Here is a 16,719-nt window from a genome sequence, read left to right as displayed (position 1 = left end):
GCGCCAAGCATGTCAGTGTCACGTTCGATCGGGCGCGGCGGCCAAGGCGTGGTTGCTTGAGCTGCCTGATCCTGGACTGACTGTCGGTGGCCGCGGCCCAAAAGCGTTTTCGAGATCAGCCGGCTTGCCGGATCCCCCTCGAAGAGACAGGAGGGGTGCGGGCAAACGCGCCTGCGCGGGATTGCAACTTGCCAGGCCGGCGAGAATGAAAAAGTGCAAGCCAAGATCAACCGTGGGGCCGGCCACGCATGCTCCAACGAGAAGACACAGGCACCCATTGCGCGAGGCCAGCCGCACATCGGACTCAAACGTTCGCGCGGGGCCAGGCAACCGCACCAGGGCCGATAACGTGAACAACAGGAAAAACAGCGCGCCCGGCACGCCAACATTGGACAATACCGCAATTGGGAAGCTCGAGGTTCGCGCCGTGCCCAGTCCGACCCCAAGTCCGGACGAATCCCAAAAATTCTGCAATCCGTAGGTGTTCCAAGATCCTCTCTCTGCCGCCGAATTCGACGTCGCCTTGTTCAGCACCAGCACGTCAACGTAATCGCGAATGTCCTGATAGAGGTCCTGATGAAGGATCACGAAGAGTGCAATCACGACCACGATCGCAGGAGCTGCCAGCACGAAGGCGGTGGCGTGACGGCTTCCGTACGAGACACCGCACCGGAAGAGTGCTGTCCAGTAAAGGATCACCAGGCAGACCGGTGTTGCGACAAGCCCGGTGGAGGACGTCGACAAAACGATCAGAACGAGTGACGCAAAGGCAAGCGGGCCTGTCCAGGTGTTCTTTCTCGCACAAAGCCACAGTGTCCCGGTAAAACCGAGTGCGCCCAGAGTCGTCCCCGCGAAAGCCGATGCCTCGGGGAACGAGCCAACGATGCGCTTCATGCCGTTGACGCTGTCATTTTCATGGAATGTGTACTGCGCATTGCGCATGAATTGGAGCAGTTCCTCGGTCCCGGTCGCGTTCGTTGCCAGGTCAAGCAAAGCAAACAGCACGTTGAAGGCGGCATAGGCGATAAGCCCAGTGACGAGTGCATTGAAGCCCGCTCGCGTTGACCCGACCGTGGCAATTAACAAGAAACAGATAAGGTCCGCGATCAGATAGATCGTCTGCGTGAAATTGCTGGATACGGGTCCGAGCGGAACGGCGCCGCGCGTCGACGGGTACTCTGATATGCCAAGCGGAATGATCAAGCTTTGTCCGGCAAGCAGTCTTGGCAAAAAATAGGCAGTCACTGCTCCGTAAACGACAAGGCACGCCAGCCAAAAGCCCGCTTTGCCGAAGCCGAGCATTTTCACCGCGATCTCGGAGCGTGCCTGATTGGCAAGAGTTGCCACGGCAAGAAACAGCAGAAACAGGTGCGCAGGTGGAATACTTGCCGAGCCGGCGATAACCGCCGCGGCCGATCCGAATATGGTCAATACCACGAATATCGTGGCGATTGACGCGTATCCGAGTGCGAGGCCGAAAAGGCCTAACGCCAGCGTGAATAGTCCTATCGGCTCAACGCTCATCCTCTCTCACCGGATGTTGACGACGTTGCTATGTTGCAATGCACACTATGCGCGTTGCTCGAATTTGAAAAGGTATAAATTGTGTTGCTACAATTTATAGACGCAAAAAATCGAAGGCAAGCCAAAATTGGATAAATCATTCCTTGGCACGATCAATATTCAATCACCACCAAGCAACAATGATCAGAATCTTTCCGCGTTGACATCTTATTGATTTCGCATTTATATTTATAACTACGTCATCTTGCAAGTATACAACATCGATATTCGTTGTCGGATCGCACTGCTTTATTGTTCTGACGGAAAGAGATGTGGTGACGAACGACGACCACCGCTGTGCTAGGAACGACCACGGGTCTTCAAACAGCAAAAATGATGCTCTGCACCATGGAGGACTTCGCGATGCCAAGCTCTGCGCCCCACGTCCCAAAGAACCTGACTAGAGGAATCGAACAAGGCTTTAAAAGCGATACGACCAAGCTGGCTCGCTTCACGGCGATGATGCGTGCGCCAGGCGTCTATGTCAGAATGCTTCTCGTCGTGGCCGCGTTCTGCCTGTTCTGCTACCTTCACTACGACAGTGTCACCACGACACTTTACTACGGCCTCATTTGCCTCGTCCTGATGCAGGTAGGCTACGTCGGCGGCGTGTTATATCTCATTTGGCATGAAAGCGCCCACCGTCGCGGGAAATAGGGCCTGGTTGGGCAAAACGCTCGATAAGCGTGGATCCCATCGGAAAGAAACATATCCGGTCCAGGAAAAGATGCGTCGAGACGCTTACCGGCCATGAAATTTAGAGAAAGGGGACTTCACGGTCTGTCTGGCTCAAGGCGCGAGCTTCGGGACTCTATGCCACGGCCTGGTCGCTGCCTGCTTGACCATGGAGTGGCATGCCTCGGCGAGGCCATCGTGATTGTCAAGGACGCCGGGGATTCGAGCCCTGAAATTGCGGCAGACTATGCGATGCGCTGGCGGTCCCCGGCTTCCACGTTCGCGACACTTTTTCAACGCCGGCACTCGCCCTATACGGCATGCAGGTGGCGGAATGCCTATTGCAACGGGCTCATATACTTGAGGCAATCGCAAAGGCATAAATTTCTACCGACCGGACGGTGAGATCGGCAAGCCCGATGAGACGGCGATCGCCGCGGCCAGCGAGGTCTGCGGTAAATCAAAAGATACTCAAGGACACTCCAAATGACGAAGAAGATCGTTCCCGTGATTATGGCTGGCGGTAAGGGCACGCGCCTCTGGCCGCTGTCGCGTGCTGCAGCACCGAAGCAATTCATACAGTTTATCGGCGACAAGACACTTTTCCAGGAGACGCTGCAGCGCGTGTCCGATCCGGCGCTGTACGAGGTTCCTGTCGTTCTCACCAACGAAGAGTTCCGCTTTCTCGTCGCCGAGCAGGCACGCGAACTGGACATTGGCCTCGCCGCCATTCTGCTCGAACCGGTCGCCCGCAACACCGCTGCCGCCGTTGCAGCGGCTGCGACGCTGGTGAGCAAACGCTTTGACCAAGACACAATCATGCATGTGCTTGGCTCCGACTATGAGATCGTCGCCGACGACACCTATTTTGACTGCGTCCGCATCGCAGCTGCGACAGCCGCCGAAGGCAAGCTCGTGACGTTCGGCATCCAGCCGACCGAGCCGGCAACCGGCTACGGCTATATCGAAGGCGGAGAAGCGCTGACGACCGGTGCAAGGGTGGTGGCACGCTTCATCGAAAAACCGCCGCTCGCCAAGGCGGAAGAGATGCTCGCCGCAGGCAGCTTCTATTGGAACTCCGGTATGTTCATGTTCTCGGTTTCGTGTCTGCTCGATGAATTGCGCACCCACGCTCCCGAAACGATAAAGGCGGCCGGAGAGGCCGTCGCAAACGCCAAGACAGATCTTGATTTTACGCGCCTCGATCGGTCAGCGTTTTCCGCCGCGCCGAACATCTCGATCGACTACGCCATCATGGAAAAGACGAGCAACGCCGCCGTCGTCCCCTCGCCCTTCAAGTGGTCCGATCTCGGCAGCTGGGATTCCGTCTGGAAGAGCGGCAGCCGCGACGAGCATGGCAATGTGGCGGCCGCCAATACGACCGTCGTCAATACCAAGAACTCGCTCATCATGACACATGGCGTGCATCTCGCCGTCCAGGGCATGGACGACATCGCCGTCATCGCCAGCGAGGACGCCGTCTATGTCGGCCGGTTGCAGGACAGCCAGGACGTTGGAAGCATCGTGAAAATGCTCGCTGCCGCCCCATCGACATCGCAGCTGACCGAGACGCACCCGACCTCCTACCGGCCGTGGGGTGGCTACACGTCCGTGCTGAACGGCGACCGCTTCCAGGTCAAGCGCATCTTCGTCACGCCGGGCAAGAAGCTGTCGCTGCAGAAGCACCATCACCGCTCCGAGCATTGGATCGTCGTCAAGGGCACGGCCGAGGTGACGATCGGCGAAAACGTGCAGATGCTCAGGGAAAACGAATCCGTCTACATTCCGCTCGGAGAAATCCATCGCTTGGCCAACCCCGGCAAGATCATGCTTGAACTGATCGAAGTCCAGACCGGATCCTATCTCGGCGAAGACGATATCATCCGCATCGTCGACGAGTTCGGGCGCAGCTGATCGGGGCGTGCGAGTAGCCAGAAAATCGCTGCCGTCTGCCGTGGCACATCAGGAAAACAAGGGGTTTATTGATACGATGGATAACCAAGAAGTATGCGGCCCGCTCTCCTTGCCCACGACAATCTTTCAGTATGCGATTGCTCGCCTCGAGCGAGAGTGGCGCTTTTTCGATAAAGACCGAAAGAGAGGTCAATCGCAATCAGCGATCAAAATCAACACGCACCTCCACAGTCTGGCCATATCGAGGAGGCTGAGGATAGGCCGCGTTGACCACTAAAACGCCGCGGAGCATGCATTCTATGAAATCTTGCCATTACTCGTCCAACGGGCGAACCAACTCGCTCCGTATGATCGAGTAATATAGACGCAGAGAAGGAATTGCCGTCCCTAGCCTATCAAACGACGTATCGAGTGGCGTCAGCGTCTTGTTGTACTTCGCCACAAGAAGAGCTTTGTGAAGTTCCAGGTCGTCCGGATGAACAGCTTCGATTATCGTGAAAATCGGCGAAGGAACGGTTCGTCCCTTGACGATGATCCGGTCGAGCTCGACGACAGTGTACATGCCGGCGACACGGCGCGCGGTCTCCTCACCGAGCAGGAGGGCCACACCGTAATTCTTGGACGCACCTTCCAGGCGGGACGCCAGATTGACAGAGTCGCCGAGGCAGGAGTAATCGAACCGCCGATTCGAGCCCATGTTGCCGACCACGCAATCGCCGGTATTGATGCCGACGCCCATCTTCAGCACGTGCAACGGTGCACCGCTCACTTTCGCTTCTGCTTCGAGCTGCTTGTTGAGCGTTGCTATGGCGGCCTGCATCGCCAGTGATGCCTTGACCGCGTGAAGCGCATGCTCGGGATCATCGAGCGGCGCATTCCAGAAGGCCATGATGCAGTCGCCCATGTATTTGTCGATCGTACCGCCGTGGTCCATGACGACGTCTGACAGCGGCGTCAGCAGCCGGTTGATCAGGCCGGTCAGCTTTTCCGGATCGTCCTTCATGGTTTCGGCAATCGTCGTGAAGCCACGTACGTCGGAAAACAGCACCGACAGCGTTCGCCGCTCGCCGCCGAGCTTCAGCTGCGACGGATCGTCCGACAGTCTCTTCACGAGGTCCGGGGAGATGTACTGCGAGAAAGCCCGCGTAATTCGCTGCTTGTTCCGGCGTTCCTCGGCGTAATCGAGACCCGCCTGACCGAAGGCCACGGAGACATAGGCGACGGTCGGCCCAAGCGGCGACACGAAGATGTGGCCAAGCCGCACGCCGGCATAGCAAAGGGCGGTAAACGCGCAGATCGCGACGAACGTTGCGACGAGCGTCAGCCAGCCGGTCGACTTCCAGACCGTTGCGGCGGCAAGCAGGGCGGCGACGAGGATGAAGCCGGCAAACGGCAGGGTGCCGGTCTGGGCGATCGCCAATTGTCGGCGGAGATTGTCGTAGATGGTTGCCTGGATCTCGACGCCGGCGGTGAGCTGGCCGGTGTGCATCGTATAGGGCGTGGCAAAGGCGTCGGCGCCCCCCTTGTCGATCTCCGGAGCGTTCTGCAGGCTGAGGCCGACCAGCACCACACGATCCTTGAAAATCCCTTCGGGCAGGAAGTTTCTTGGATCGAGCGCCTGATAATATGAAACGGTCGGATAGCTGCGCGCCGGTCCGAAGGACTGGATCATTGCGTTTTGCGGGATCGTCGTCGTCTCGTCGCCGGCAGCCCTTAGCAGGGTGACGGCAAAGCCGTCGTCGTAAAACGGGAGGGCGCGGAAGACGGCATCGCCACCAAGCTCGATCGAGGCAATGCCCGTTAGCGCTCCGGCAGCCGTCAGTTGCGGCAGCGGCGTCGCCCGCACGAGCTGATCGGCTTGCGACGTCTCAATCAGCGTTTCGTCACCTGCAAGCACGATGTCCGGGCCAACTGTCTCGGTAATCGCCGCGTCATTTTCGGGCGTCGAAGGCTCGGCCATGATGATATCGAGGCCGATTGCCTTTGCGCCGGCTGCACGCAATTGCCGGATCAACTTAGCATGCAGGACACGCGGCCACGGCCACTGCGCATTGATGGCCGCGAGAGACGGCTCGTCGATTGCCACGATCACCGGCCCGCCCTCCGGCGGCCGCGGATCGTCGACCGTCGACAAATAGTCGAACGACTTGAGTTCCACCAGCGGCCAGGCCGGCAGGCGCGAAAGCAGAGAGATCCCGATCAGCGTGACAAGCACGAGCACCAGCAGCCGGAGACTGCGGCTGCTGAACGGCCAACCAGGAGCATGTGACGACGAACCAAGGGGCGAGGCTGCGTTCATCAGAACCGGACTTTGAACGTGCCCTTTACGGCACGACCCCAGCCGGGAACACCCGGCGATATCTCGAAGTCCTCGTCAAGTAAGTTGAAGGCTGCCAATTCAAGAGCAAAGCGCTTGTCGAACGGCTCCCAAATCATGTTGGCATCAAGGGTCCAAAAGTCATCAAGCTCTGTCCCGATGTCGTCGCCGTCTCGTTTGCCGATATAATTGGCCGCGATCGTCGCTTTCACCTTCGCTTCATTGACCCAGGTTAGCGCCACTTGGCCTGAATTGCGCGGGATGAATGGAAGGGCACCGCCGAAGTTAGCGCTTGTTTCATCCTTGTTTTCCGACTCCATGCGAGCGTAGGTCGCTGAAAGACCGAATCCATTCCCCAGCGCAACATTTGCCGTGATGCTTGCCCGGTCAATGCTCCCTCGTTCCAGAGGCAGGCTGTCAATCGCCGGCAGCGCCGTCAGCGGCAACCCGATCGTCATGTCATGCAATTCCTGGTGCTGGTAGCCCATGGACGTGAAGAACTGATCGGTCCATTGGGAATCCCATTGCAAAGCGACGGTATCGACATAGCCATCAATTCCGACCGCAATCTGATTGGGCTGCAGCCCGACAATGCCGATCGGGGCAAGTGTCGGCACGCCTGTTTCGACGCTCTGGCGCATGAATGCAGCGCGTAACCACTGGTCCTCGACCGGTGCCCAAGCCACGCCCAATCGCGGCTCCAACCGACTGACGTCAATACCATCTCCATCCAGCAGCGTGGCATGGAGAGCATATTCCGCCTTCAGGTCTGGCGTAATCTCGTGCAGCAGGTCTACGTACGCACGCGCCAGATTTGTTCTATTGGACGCTTCGTTCGGGCCGTCCGTGATATCGGGGATAAAACCCGGGACCAGCTCATAAAGCTCATTGAAGGTGCTGCTATGGGTGTCAATCCATCCTCCTTCGATACCGTATCGCCAGGTCAAGCCGTTGTCAGTGCCAAGGCTATGGCTGACGGCTGCGACATAGCTCTTGGAGGACAGGCTTTGCCGGGTTTGCCCAAACGGCAGCAAGTCCGGCGTCGTCACCCCGAATATGGGTGATTGATCGAAATCAAAGTCGTTTGCGCTCTCCGACTTCACCTCTGAATAAAGAAGCGCGGCGTTCACGATATTTCGGTAGCCGAAGGTGTGACTCCAGCCGACACCGCTGTTGAGATTATCCAGACTGTTATGCTGACTGCGATAGAAGGGCAGTTCCGCTGGTGCCAACGGCACCCCGAAAAGAGGAATGAAGAGCTCTGCGTTGAGCCGGATCGAAGCCGATGGATCGAGCGTCAACGAATTCAGGTCGAAGTCGCTGCGGCCCTGATTGACGAACGCGACCACGCGATCCTCTGGGGTGGGAGTGGCCGTTATATAGCCGTTGGCGCTCAGCAGTTTGGTCTCGGTGGAAAAACTGCCGAAGTCTGCATAGCTTCCTTCAGCCGGTATTTCCTCCCACTCGAAATTGCCGAAGAAGCTGATGGGTATTGTCTGGTTGGTAAAGCCTTGGATTTCGGCTTCACCAACGCGCCCAGTGTGACCCCCGACGCTATTTATGCCGCCGCCAACAGAGCCTTCGATGAACGGCGTGCGCAGCAATGTGGCCGATCTCGACCGGCCTGACAACATGTGCGGGTCGAGCAACAGTCCTTGAAACAGGGAAGAAAAGCTCGTTGCGTTGCTCGTGTTTTCGATCACGCTATCCCCGAAGGTGATCGCATTCTTGAACGGGTTGATACTGCCCTTGAGCGCCTGATCCGCAAAGCCGCTGCCTTCGAACGGATCAAAAACCGCATCGCCATAATACCGCCCCCAGGCATCCAGCCCCTGCAGACGAAAGGCGTTGTTGAGCGTGGAGCCGGCATCCTGGTTTGCTCCAAGCGCGCTGAAATCTCCCCCGCGGGCGCGGGCGCGCCTCAGAAATTCTTGGGCGTTTGCGATCGCTCCATCAGCGTCGTAGTCGTCAATGGCAACCGCGGTTCGAAACGCTGAGATGACGGGATCATTCTTATCCAGTCGATCGGCATTTTCGACAGCCTGATTCGAAGGATCCCGCTCGCCTCTTTCGTAGTGGCCTGCCGCGAGCATTAGCTGCGCTTGCGAGTAGCCCGGATTGGCCGTCGACGCCGCAAGAAGGTCGTCGATCGCCTTTTCTCGTTCACCTGATTGCAGATAGTAGCGTCCGCGCGCAAGAAGTGCCACGTCGAAGGCTGGATCAGCGGCCAATGCCAGGTCGACCTCGCGCTTCGCTTCCTTCATACGCGACTGATCGAGATAAAGGACAGCGAGATTGGCGTGGCTGATCGGGTCGTCCGGATCGAGTTCAATCGCCTTCTTCAAGGCAGCTTCCGCTTCGCGGCTGGCGCCCCGGGCAGCCTGAAGCAGACCGAGATCGTTCCATGCCATCGAGGAGCCCGGCGCCAATTTGATTGCGTCGTTCAGGTCTTCCAGCGCTGCCTCAAGATTCCCCTCGAAGTCGGATCGAAAACGAGCACGGGCCTGAAGTCCATCGGGATCGTTCGGGTCTATGGAAAGCGACCGCTCAACTGATTCCTTCATTTGGACGCGGTCGTTGATCAGCAGCGCGAGTTGGGCACGCAAGGCCGGCAGGCTAGAATTTGCTGGAAAGCGCGCTTCCGCCTCCCTCATCGTTTTGATGGCAGCGGGAATATCTTCGAGGAAGCCCGCGGTATAGGCCTTCATCACCGCAGCGTAGGGACCGGTGACGTTGGAAGGTGGCTTCTCTACATGGTTGGGGTCACGCAACGATCGCGAATAGTAGCCTCCGTAGGCAGCGATGCTTCGACGCTGCGGATCGAGCGCCGGCTCAGCGCGCGAAAATAGTTCGGCCGCTTCGTCGTAGCGTTTCTCTGCGCCCGCGATCAGGGCTTCGATCAAATCGGCACGGGCGCGTTGGCTGGCTGAAAGTTTGAGCGCCCGAGCCTTGGCCAACGACTGAAGCGCCTGCTGACGCCCATCGAACGACATTTGTACTTCGGCAAGTGTCAGCCAGTCCTCTGACGTTCTTGCTTCCGGCGCCTTGGCCTCGATGCGGCTGCGTTCGGATCGCATTTTTTGCATCGGCAGGGGCGAAGCTGGCATGAACGTAAAGCCGCTGCGCAGTGTCAGATAAAACAGCATCTGCTCGCGATCGTCAGGGGTAACGATGACCAGCTTGCGCGGTGCCTGCCCAATCGTCGCGACCGCCGCTTCGCCTTGTGCGACCTCGACACTGCCGTGCTCGTTCTTGAGCTCGACCCGCCCCTCGAGCACGATGAGCGAGGTCTGATCGCCCTTGACCGTCAGCGTCCAGTCGGTGCCGCGGATGGCGGCGGCTGCAGCCGGGGTTTCGACCGTCAGGCCCTGCCCGCCGCGCTGGGCACGGCCCCACATGGTGCCGGACTGCAGGTTCAGGATCGTATCGCCCGTAGCCCCCATCTGCCTGACCTGCAACGCCGAATTGCGGCCGAGGCGGACCTGAGTGTGATCGGCAAAGAGGATCGCGAGTTGGCCGTTGGCATTGGTGCGCAACACGTCGCCGCCGAGCAGGTCCTGGTGCAGTGACACGTTCTGCCAGTTGCTGAGGTCGACGAAGCGAACTTCCTCGCCGATCTTTTGGTCGATGACGGAGCCGGCGGCGCGCGCCGTTCGCTGGATAGGCTCCGCCGCTGCTGGCTGCGTCAGACATGACGCAACCAGCGCGATCGCTGTGCCCCCGCACGCGTATCTTGCAAATATACCCCTCATGTCGCAAGGATTTGTCTGCCTATAGTTGAAAAGTCAAGCGAGGACAAGGAAGTTCGCTTGCTTTGTGCGACAAGTGTAATATCAGAGAAACACTTTGACGCGGGGGCGAGACGTGAGCGATTTTGAGAATGCCTCAGATTTTCTGAGCAGTTCACCTTCAACCGAGGACGTTGGTTCCGAATATTTCGACCATATCAAGAAGATAAACGATGTATTTTACGACCAAATCAAGATTTCCGACCAGAAGGCTGCCTATATCTTTACTTTCATGCTCGCCTTTCTGGTAACCTCAAGCGAGGGGCGCGAGGTCTTTACCTGGAGCCGGTACGCGCAGGGAACGCCGCAGGGCATCCTCTTCTCCGGCGCGCTGGCGGCGGCTTCGATCTTCTCCGTTCTCACCGCAATTCTGGTGGTTCTACCTCGTCACGTTCACTCCACGACCTCACTGTTTTGGGGAGCCTGGCCGAATCATCGCGAGTATTTTCGCGAAGCGGCAATGCGAAGTGATGCGGGCTATCTCTTTGAGCAGTACATGAAGAACGCCGATATCCTATCCACCATTGCGCGGGGTAAATATCGGTTTGTTGCATATTCCTTTCGGGGCCTCATGGTGACCGTGATCGCCTATGTCCTCTTATTGGTGAGCACATAGCTCTCCCAGCTCAACCAATGAGAACCCCTCGTCCACTTGCAGTACGAGAGCCGCGATCGTGCTGGAAAGGTCGGTTGCGAGAGCCCAGTTAGCGCCCCGGAAGCCTTGACTCCAGAGCTTGTCCAGGCAACGCTTGCGCTCCTCGAACATCTTCGAGACGCTGGTTTCAATTCTTAGTCGCATGGATCAGCACCCTTTTTTTCGGCTGGTGCCAACCCAGCTATGACAGTTTTTCAAGTCGCGAAAGGGAGAATTTGACGACAATTTTCAAGGGTGGTTTTACCCCTTGTTCAGGGCGATTTGCGGCGCGTTAAACCAAAGCTGACGCGACCGGTGCCCCCTCTCGTGCCCCTCGGCCTTCCGTACTCTCTACGACCCTGCACGCGGCTGTTCGAATTTCTCAACAATTTCAATACGGTTCCATCCTGATCGCCGCCTATCTCAAGGTCCATACCAGGGGAAATGCGCGGCGACAAACAAGGTGAGACTCAGCGTCAATCAGGATGAGACTCGGCGGCGGGGGTGTGACGAAGGGAGGGCGTAGCCCGACTGGAGTTACACCCCCGCCGCGGCGCAATTTTTCGGCGTCTCATGATCGCGGTTGGCCCGGTAGCGTCGGTGATTTTCTGAGAATGGAGAATCACCTTTGTGCCGGGTCGCCATGTAACCGATCATCAGACGAGGCTTTTTATGAAGTACCGACAAAACAACCCCATTGAGGTCGCTGCCGCCAAGGCGTCGATCAGCCGGGCGACGGCTTACCGCATCGAGAAGGATGCGCGTCTTCCATCGCAGACCAAGCCGCCGCGCGACCGGCGTCGCCCCGATCCCCTTGAGCACATCTTCGACGCCGAGGTTGTTCCGCTCCTCAAGGCCGCGCCCGGCATCCGAGCGGTCGCCGTTTACAACGAGATGCTGCGGCGTCATCCAGAGCTGTCAGAAGGTGTTCGCCGTACGATTGAGCGTCGTATCCGATCATGGCGGGCTGTTCACGGTCAGGAGCAGGAAGTGATCTTCCGTCAGATGCACGAACCCGGTCGGTTAGGACTGTCGGATTTTACCGACATGGGCAGCCTCGGCGTGACGATCGCCGGCCAATCGCTCGATCATCTGCTTTATCACTTCCGGCTGGTCTGGTCGGGCTTCGAGCATGCCCATGTCATCCTGGGTGGAGAGAGCTTCGTCGCTCTGGCCGAGGGGCTGCAGAACGCCCTGTGGTCGGTTGGCGGTTCGCCGCTCTATCATCGCAGCGACAGCTTATCGGCCGCCTTCCGCAACCTCGATGCCGACGCCAAGGTCGATCTGACGCATCGCTACGACGAACTGTGCGCCCATTATCGCATGACGCCGACGCGCAACAACAAGGGCGTCGCGCACGAGAACGGCTCGATCGAAAGTTCCCACGGCCATCTCAAGAATGCGATCCGCGATGCTCTGCTGATGCGCGGAACCAGGGACTTTGGCGACCTCGGATCCTATCGCGCCTTCATCGATGAGATCGTCAGCCGCCGCAATGCCGCACATGGCAAGCGCATCGATGCCGAGCGCACGCATCTGCAAGCTCTTCCCGATCGTCGCACCACCGACTTCGAAGAGGTCATCGTCACCGTATCGAGCACCGGCGGCTTCGCCTTGCGCAAGGTCTTCTACACCGTGCCTTCCCGTCTGATTGGCCACCGGCTGCGGGTGCGTCTGTTCGACGATCGCCTCGACGTCTTCATCGGCGGCACGCATCTGCTGACATTACCCCGAGGCCGCGCCCACGCGAGTGGCAAGCACGATCAAGTCGTCAACTATCATCACGTCATTCATTCCCTGCGCAAAAAGCCGATGGCGCTTTTGGGGCTCGTCTATCGCGACAAGCTCTTCCCCAGGCCGGAATATCGCAGGACTTTCGACGCGCTCATCGAGCAACTGCCCGAGCGGCAGGCTTGCAAGATCACCGTGGAACTGCTTGCCTTGGCTCACGATCGCAGTTGCGAGCGTGAACTGGCCGAGGAGCTTGCCAAAACGCTCGACGCCCACAAACTGCCTGATCTGGCGGCTTTGAGAGCGGTCTTCAGCCCGGACCCGGATCAGTTGCCGATCGTTCATGTGCAACTCGCGTCGCTCAATGGTTATGAAGCCCTGATCGGCACGGCCTATGCGGGAGAGGTCGCATGAAGAGCAACATCCACACAGTCGATGAAGCCCGCCTCGGCATCATGCTCAACGAACTGAGGCTGCCGACGATCAAGACGTTCTGGCACCAATTTGCCGAGCAGGCCGATCGGGAAGGATGGCCTGCTGCCCGTTTCCTCTCGGCCATCGCCGAGCATGAATTGGCCGAACGCGCCCATCGCAGGATCGAAAGACACCTCGCCGAGGCCCACCTGCCACCCGGAAAGACGCTCGACAGCTTCGCCTTCGACGCTGTTCCCATGGTCTCCAAGGCCCAGGTCATGGCGATTGCAGCCGGCGATAGCTGGCTCGCCAAAGGCGCCAATATCCTGATGTTCGGTCCGCCCGGCGGCGGAAAGAGCCATCTCGCCGCAGCCGTCGGCCTCGCGCTAATCGAGAACGGCTGGCGCGTGCTCTTCACCCGCACGACCGATCTCGTCCAGAAGCTTCAGGTCGCGCGGAGGGAGCTTCAGCTCGAAGCCGCCATCGCAAAGCTCGACAAGTTCGATCTTCTCATCCTCGACGACCTGGCCTACGTCACCAAGGACCAGGCCGAAACGAGCGTGCTCTTCGAACTCATCTCCGCAAGATATGAGCGGCGTTCCATCATGATCACCGCCAATCAGCCCTTCGGAGAATGGAACCGCGTCTTTCCAGACCCGGCCATGACGCTTGCCGCGGTGGACCGACTTGTCCATCACGCAACAATCTTCGAGATGAATGTCGAAAGCTACCGGCGGCGTTCGGCCATGGAAGCCAAACGCCAGCGCGGCAGACCCGCCTCATTCGCGACAATCAAAAGCTCTTCCCAGCTTGTCGCGGAGCGGCAATCAGAACACGATGAAACTCTTGCCAGCGACAATCAACATGATAACTTCGCTCCAACCGCGACATAAGAATCTCATCCAGATTGTCGCTCGCGTCTCATCCTGATCGTCGCGCTATAGGGAAATGAATGAGCAATCTGAACGGCATTTACCTCGCGACCGGCGCTTTGGGCGTCTAAATGGAAAGCCGTTCCCGGCAGACCGCCTCGACAACAGCTTGGAGCGCCTTCACGCGCTCAACCAACCATGCGAGCTCCTCGTCGGCAATTTTGTATTTCGACGAATATCGGGCCTCCACATAGGCGCGAGACAGCAACTCGAAGCAGCGACGTGAGAACCGGCTGCCTCGCGGCCAAGCGGCGATTAGTCGGTTGTCTGCTCCCTCGGCCTGAGAGCGCAACACTTTTATTCGATGCGATTTGGAGCTGTAGAGGGTCAGTGTAAGTAGAGCGCAGTGGTAAGCACATTCGGTGGCTTGATGCAGCATGAACACCCCGTGGCGCCAGATGTTTCTTTCGAGCATCAGTTCGGCGCCAGTGAGTGCCTCTTGAGACAGCTGATACCACTGTTCGAAGTAAATCTTCGCTTCGTGCTACTCCGCTTCTGCCGTCAGCGGCTTCGGCTCCGCCAGCGGATGACCAGGCTGCTCGTAGAGGACGATGCCGTCTCTGGCGATGTCGACGAAGAAGGGCCGACCACGGGCGAGTTGATCGTTGACGTCCTGGAGTGTGTGGATGATCGGGACGACCGGCGTTTCGATGCGATGGCCGATCTGCTCTTTCAACAGCTGCTCTTCGAGAGCCTTGCCAGAGGTCATGCTCGTCGGCAAAGGACTTCTTGTTGACGACGATCAACAGGTCGTAATCAGAGCGGTAGCCGCTGAGGCGATCCTCAACCCAGACACCCCGGCTATAGGACCCATACAGTATGACCTTCAGGATCCGGCCGGCGCTTCTCTTCTCCGACAGCTTGCTTGCCTGAAACGCCTCGACCTCGGCAAACAGGATCTCCATGATGCGCGCCAACTCGCGCCGCTTCCTGTCCGGCAGGTGCTCAATGTGATCGGTCCGGGTCAAAGCAGCGTCGGAGCCTTCGGTGTGAATCGCATCCATCGTAGCGGTTCCATCGTGATTGCACACCCCAAACCTTTTACGCGAAATTTATTATCATCACAATTACAAGATGGATAATTCTGGCGGATACCTATGCGTGATCACCGACGTGGCGCTTGTCGGTGAGTCGGTTTCGCAACGTTCACTTTGACTTTTGCTTGTCCTGTCTCTGCGACGCCGTTGCCATCCTGATCGCCCAGCCTATTTCAGAGAATCCAGCCAGGGGAAATGAATGAACAATCGGAACGGCTTTTACTTCGTGATCGGCGCTTTGGTCGTGTTGGTCGTCGTCATGGGCATCTACATTCTCCGCGAAGAGAGCAAACCCAAAGGCGTCGATATCTCGATCGGCGAAAAGGGCATTTCCGTCGAAGAGAAGTAGCCTAAGCCACCTTTCTCTGCACGATGAAACGACGTTCGCTTTGTTCGGATCGATGGCGATAGCGTCAAATTCGGCGTGGCGGCGACGAGATGGCAATGACTTATACCAGCGTGAGCGATCTCTGACTCTTTTTGAGGTTTCCAAATCAGTTGAGTTCTGAATCAATACCGCAAACGGAGGTTTGCGGATGACATCAGGAATTCCACTGCGCGATGACTTCGACGGCTTCGCTCTTCGGGCGTTGGCCAAAGGCACGAAGGATGCGGCACAGGCTCGGCGGCTTCTTGCCCTTGCCGAAATCTATGATGGCCATTCCCGCAGCGATGCGGCCAGGATCGGAGGCGTGACCCTGCAAATTGTCCGCGACTGGGTTATTCGCTTCAATGCGCGTGGCCCGTCGGGGCTCATCAATGGCAAAGCACCCGGCAATCAAGGAAAGCTTTCCGACGTGCATCGCCAGGCTTTGGCAAAGATCGTCGAAAGTGGCCCGATACCGGCGGTGCATGGCGTTGTGCGCTGGCGGCGCAAGGATCTTGCTCAATGGCTGTTCCAAGAATATCGGATATCCGTCGATGAAACGACCATTGGCCGCGAATTGAAGGCGCTCGGCTTTGCAAAGCTGTCTGCCCGCCCGCGCCATTACGCCCAGAACGAAGGCGACCTGGAGAGTTTTAAAAAAAGTTCCCCGCCACACTGGCAGCCATCAAAGGCAGGCTCCCGAAGAACGTCGAGATTGAGCTCTGGTGGGCCGACGAAGCTCGGATAGGCCAAAAGAACAAGATCCCCCGGCGATGGGCACGCAGGGGAACAAGGCCTTCGGCACCACACGATCAACGCACGATGTGGACCTATATCTTCGGCGCTATCTGCCCCAAGAAGGGCAAAGGTGCGGGTCTCGTTCTTCCCTACTGCGACACCAGCGCCATGAACCAGCATTTGATCGAAATCAGCCAGGCCGTCGATGACGGCGCTCATGCCGTGCTGATCGTTGATCAGGCGGGGTGGCATGTCACGCCGAAGCTCGATGTGCCCGACAACATCACACTGCTCTTCCTGCCGCCACGCTCGCCCGAATTAAATCCCGTCGAGAACGTGTGGCAATTTCTGCGTGACAACTGGTTGTCCAACCGGATCTTCAAAGATTACGAGGACATCGTCGCCCATTGCTGCGACGCATGGAACAAGCTGGTCGCTCAGCCGTGGAAGATCATGTCGATTGGAATGCGTGACTGGGCGCACCGGTTTTGATTAGCGCTCGTTGGTATTACGGCACGATGAGCCCGACCGACAAGACGCATGTTTGCCGGTTTGTAATCCGGATCATCGTGCCGCTCACGGGGACCCATGTGGCCGGGTACCTCTGTT

At 58.2% G+C, this 16,719-nt stretch carries 10 protein-coding genes and 1 pseudogene; 7 read left to right on the top strand and 4 right to left on the bottom strand.

What is annotated here, in order from left to right; all coding sequences use genetic code 11:
- Positions 1-18 precede the first annotated feature (18 nt).
- Positions 19-1,524: a hypothetical protein gene (locus WGT02_RS25545; RefSeq protein ID WP_024315084.1), complete on the bottom strand. Its 1,506-nt coding sequence runs from the start codon at positions 1,522-1,524 to the stop codon at positions 19-21.
- Positions 1,525-1,926: 402 nt separating this feature from the next.
- Between WGT02_RS25545 and WGT02_RS25540 the strand changes: the two genes are divergently transcribed.
- Positions 1,927-2,220 (top strand): exopolysaccharide production repressor protein, encoded by a 294-nt coding sequence (locus WGT02_RS25540; RefSeq protein ID WP_225040125.1) that lies wholly within the window; start codon positions 1,927-1,929, stop codon positions 2,218-2,220.
- A gap of 504 nt (positions 2,221-2,724) precedes the next feature.
- The gene (locus tag WGT02_RS25535) at positions 2,725-4,152 is read left to right on the top strand and encodes a mannose-1-phosphate guanylyltransferase/mannose-6-phosphate isomerase (RefSeq protein WP_208247309.1); all 1,428 of its coding nucleotides are present in this window, start codon (positions 2,725-2,727) and stop codon (positions 4,150-4,152) included.
- Positions 4,153-4,465: 313 nt separating this feature from the next.
- Here the strand turns inward: WGT02_RS25535 and WGT02_RS25530 are convergent, their stop codons facing one another.
- Both WGT02_RS25530 and WGT02_RS25525 read right to left on the bottom strand, forming a co-directional pair.
- Positions 4,466-6,451, bottom strand: coding sequence for a CHASE2 domain-containing protein (locus tag WGT02_RS25530; RefSeq protein ID WP_024318895.1), 1,986 nt, complete (start codon positions 6,449-6,451; stop codon positions 4,466-4,468).
- Positions 6,451-10,221, bottom strand: coding sequence for a FecR domain-containing protein (locus tag WGT02_RS25525; protein WP_024318894.1), 3,771 nt, complete (start codon positions 10,219-10,221; stop codon positions 6,451-6,453). Before WGT02_RS25525 ends, WGT02_RS25530 begins: the two co-directional genes overlap by 1 nt.
- 112 nt (positions 10,222-10,333) lie before the next feature.
- Here WGT02_RS25525 and WGT02_RS25520 point away from each other — a divergent pair, with 112 nt between their 5' ends.
- The 3 genes from WGT02_RS25520 (at position 10,334) to istB (ending at position 13,929) form a co-directional block, all read left to right on the top strand.
- Positions 10,334-10,873, top strand: coding sequence for a Pycsar system effector family protein (locus tag WGT02_RS25520; RefSeq protein WP_024318893.1), 540 nt, complete (start codon positions 10,334-10,336; stop codon positions 10,871-10,873).
- A 690-nt stretch (positions 10,874-11,563) separates the two neighbouring features.
- Positions 11,564-13,036: an IS21 family transposase gene (gene istA / locus WGT02_RS25515; protein ID WP_208245170.1), complete on the top strand. Its 1,473-nt coding sequence runs from the start codon at positions 11,564-11,566 to the stop codon at positions 13,034-13,036.
- Positions 13,033-13,929, top strand: coding sequence for an IS21-like element helper ATPase IstB (gene istB / locus WGT02_RS25510; RefSeq protein WP_208245168.1), 897 nt, complete (start codon positions 13,033-13,035; stop codon positions 13,927-13,929). The genes istA and istB overlap by 4 nt, the downstream gene beginning before the upstream one ends.
- Before the next feature lie 106 nt (positions 13,930-14,035).
- Here the strand turns inward: istB and WGT02_RS25505 are convergent.
- Positions 14,036-14,972, bottom strand: a pseudogene (locus WGT02_RS25505) (HEPN domain-containing protein).
- Between the two features lie 232 nt (positions 14,973-15,204).
- On the opposite strand from WGT02_RS25505, the gene WGT02_RS25500 reads away from it, so the two are divergent.
- Together WGT02_RS25500 and WGT02_RS25495 are read left to right on the top strand one after the other, a co-directional pair.
- Positions 15,205-15,354, top strand: a complete 150-nt coding sequence (locus WGT02_RS25500) for a hypothetical protein (protein ID WP_024318892.1) — start codon at positions 15,205-15,207, stop codon at positions 15,352-15,354.
- A 187-nt stretch (positions 15,355-15,541) separates the two neighbouring features.
- Positions 15,542-16,602 (top strand): IS630 family transposase gene (locus tag WGT02_RS25495; protein ID WP_208247307.1). Its coding sequence is split into 2 segments (ribosomal slippage): positions 15,542-16,034 and positions 16,034-16,602, totalling 1,062 coding nucleotides; the frame shifts between segments, so codons are not numbered across the junction.
- Positions 16,603-16,719: the final 117 nt, after the last annotated feature.

It is taken from the genome of Rhizobium sp. T1470 (genome assembly GCF_042140505.1).
Lineage (GTDB): Bacteria > Pseudomonadota > Alphaproteobacteria > Rhizobiales > Rhizobiaceae > Rhizobium > Rhizobium favelukesii.
Note: the sequence above shows the minus strand (reverse complement) of the source record. Positions and strands in the feature narration are given on the sequence as shown.

Bases quoted from the DNA above. Each gene is read 5' to 3' on its own strand.
- WGT02_RS25545 (WP_024315084.1), bottom strand. From the start codon at position 1,524: ATGAGCGTTGAGCCGATAGGACTATTCACGCTGGCGTTAGGCCTTTTC.
- WGT02_RS25540 (WP_225040125.1), top strand. From the start codon at position 1,927: ATGCCAAGCTCTGCGCCCCACGTCCCAAAGAACCTGACTAGAGGAATC.
- WGT02_RS25535 (WP_208247309.1), top strand. From the start codon at position 2,725: ATGACGAAGAAGATCGTTCCCGTGATTATGGCTGGCGGTAAGGGCACG.
- WGT02_RS25530 (WP_024318895.1), bottom strand. From the start codon at position 6,451: ATGAACGCAGCCTCGCCCCTTGGTTCGTCGTCACATGCTCCTGGTTGG.
- WGT02_RS25525 (WP_024318894.1), bottom strand. From the start codon at position 10,221: ATGAGGGGTATATTTGCAAGATACGCGTGCGGGGGCACAGCGATCGCG.
- istA (WP_208245170.1), top strand. From the start codon at position 11,564: ATGAAGTACCGACAAAACAACCCCATTGAGGTCGCTGCCGCCAAGGCG.
- istB (WP_208245168.1), top strand. From the start codon at position 13,033: ATGAAGAGCAACATCCACACAGTCGATGAAGCCCGCCTCGGCATCATG.
- WGT02_RS25500 (WP_024318892.1), top strand. From the start codon at position 15,205: ATGAACAATCGGAACGGCTTTTACTTCGTGATCGGCGCTTTGGTCGTG.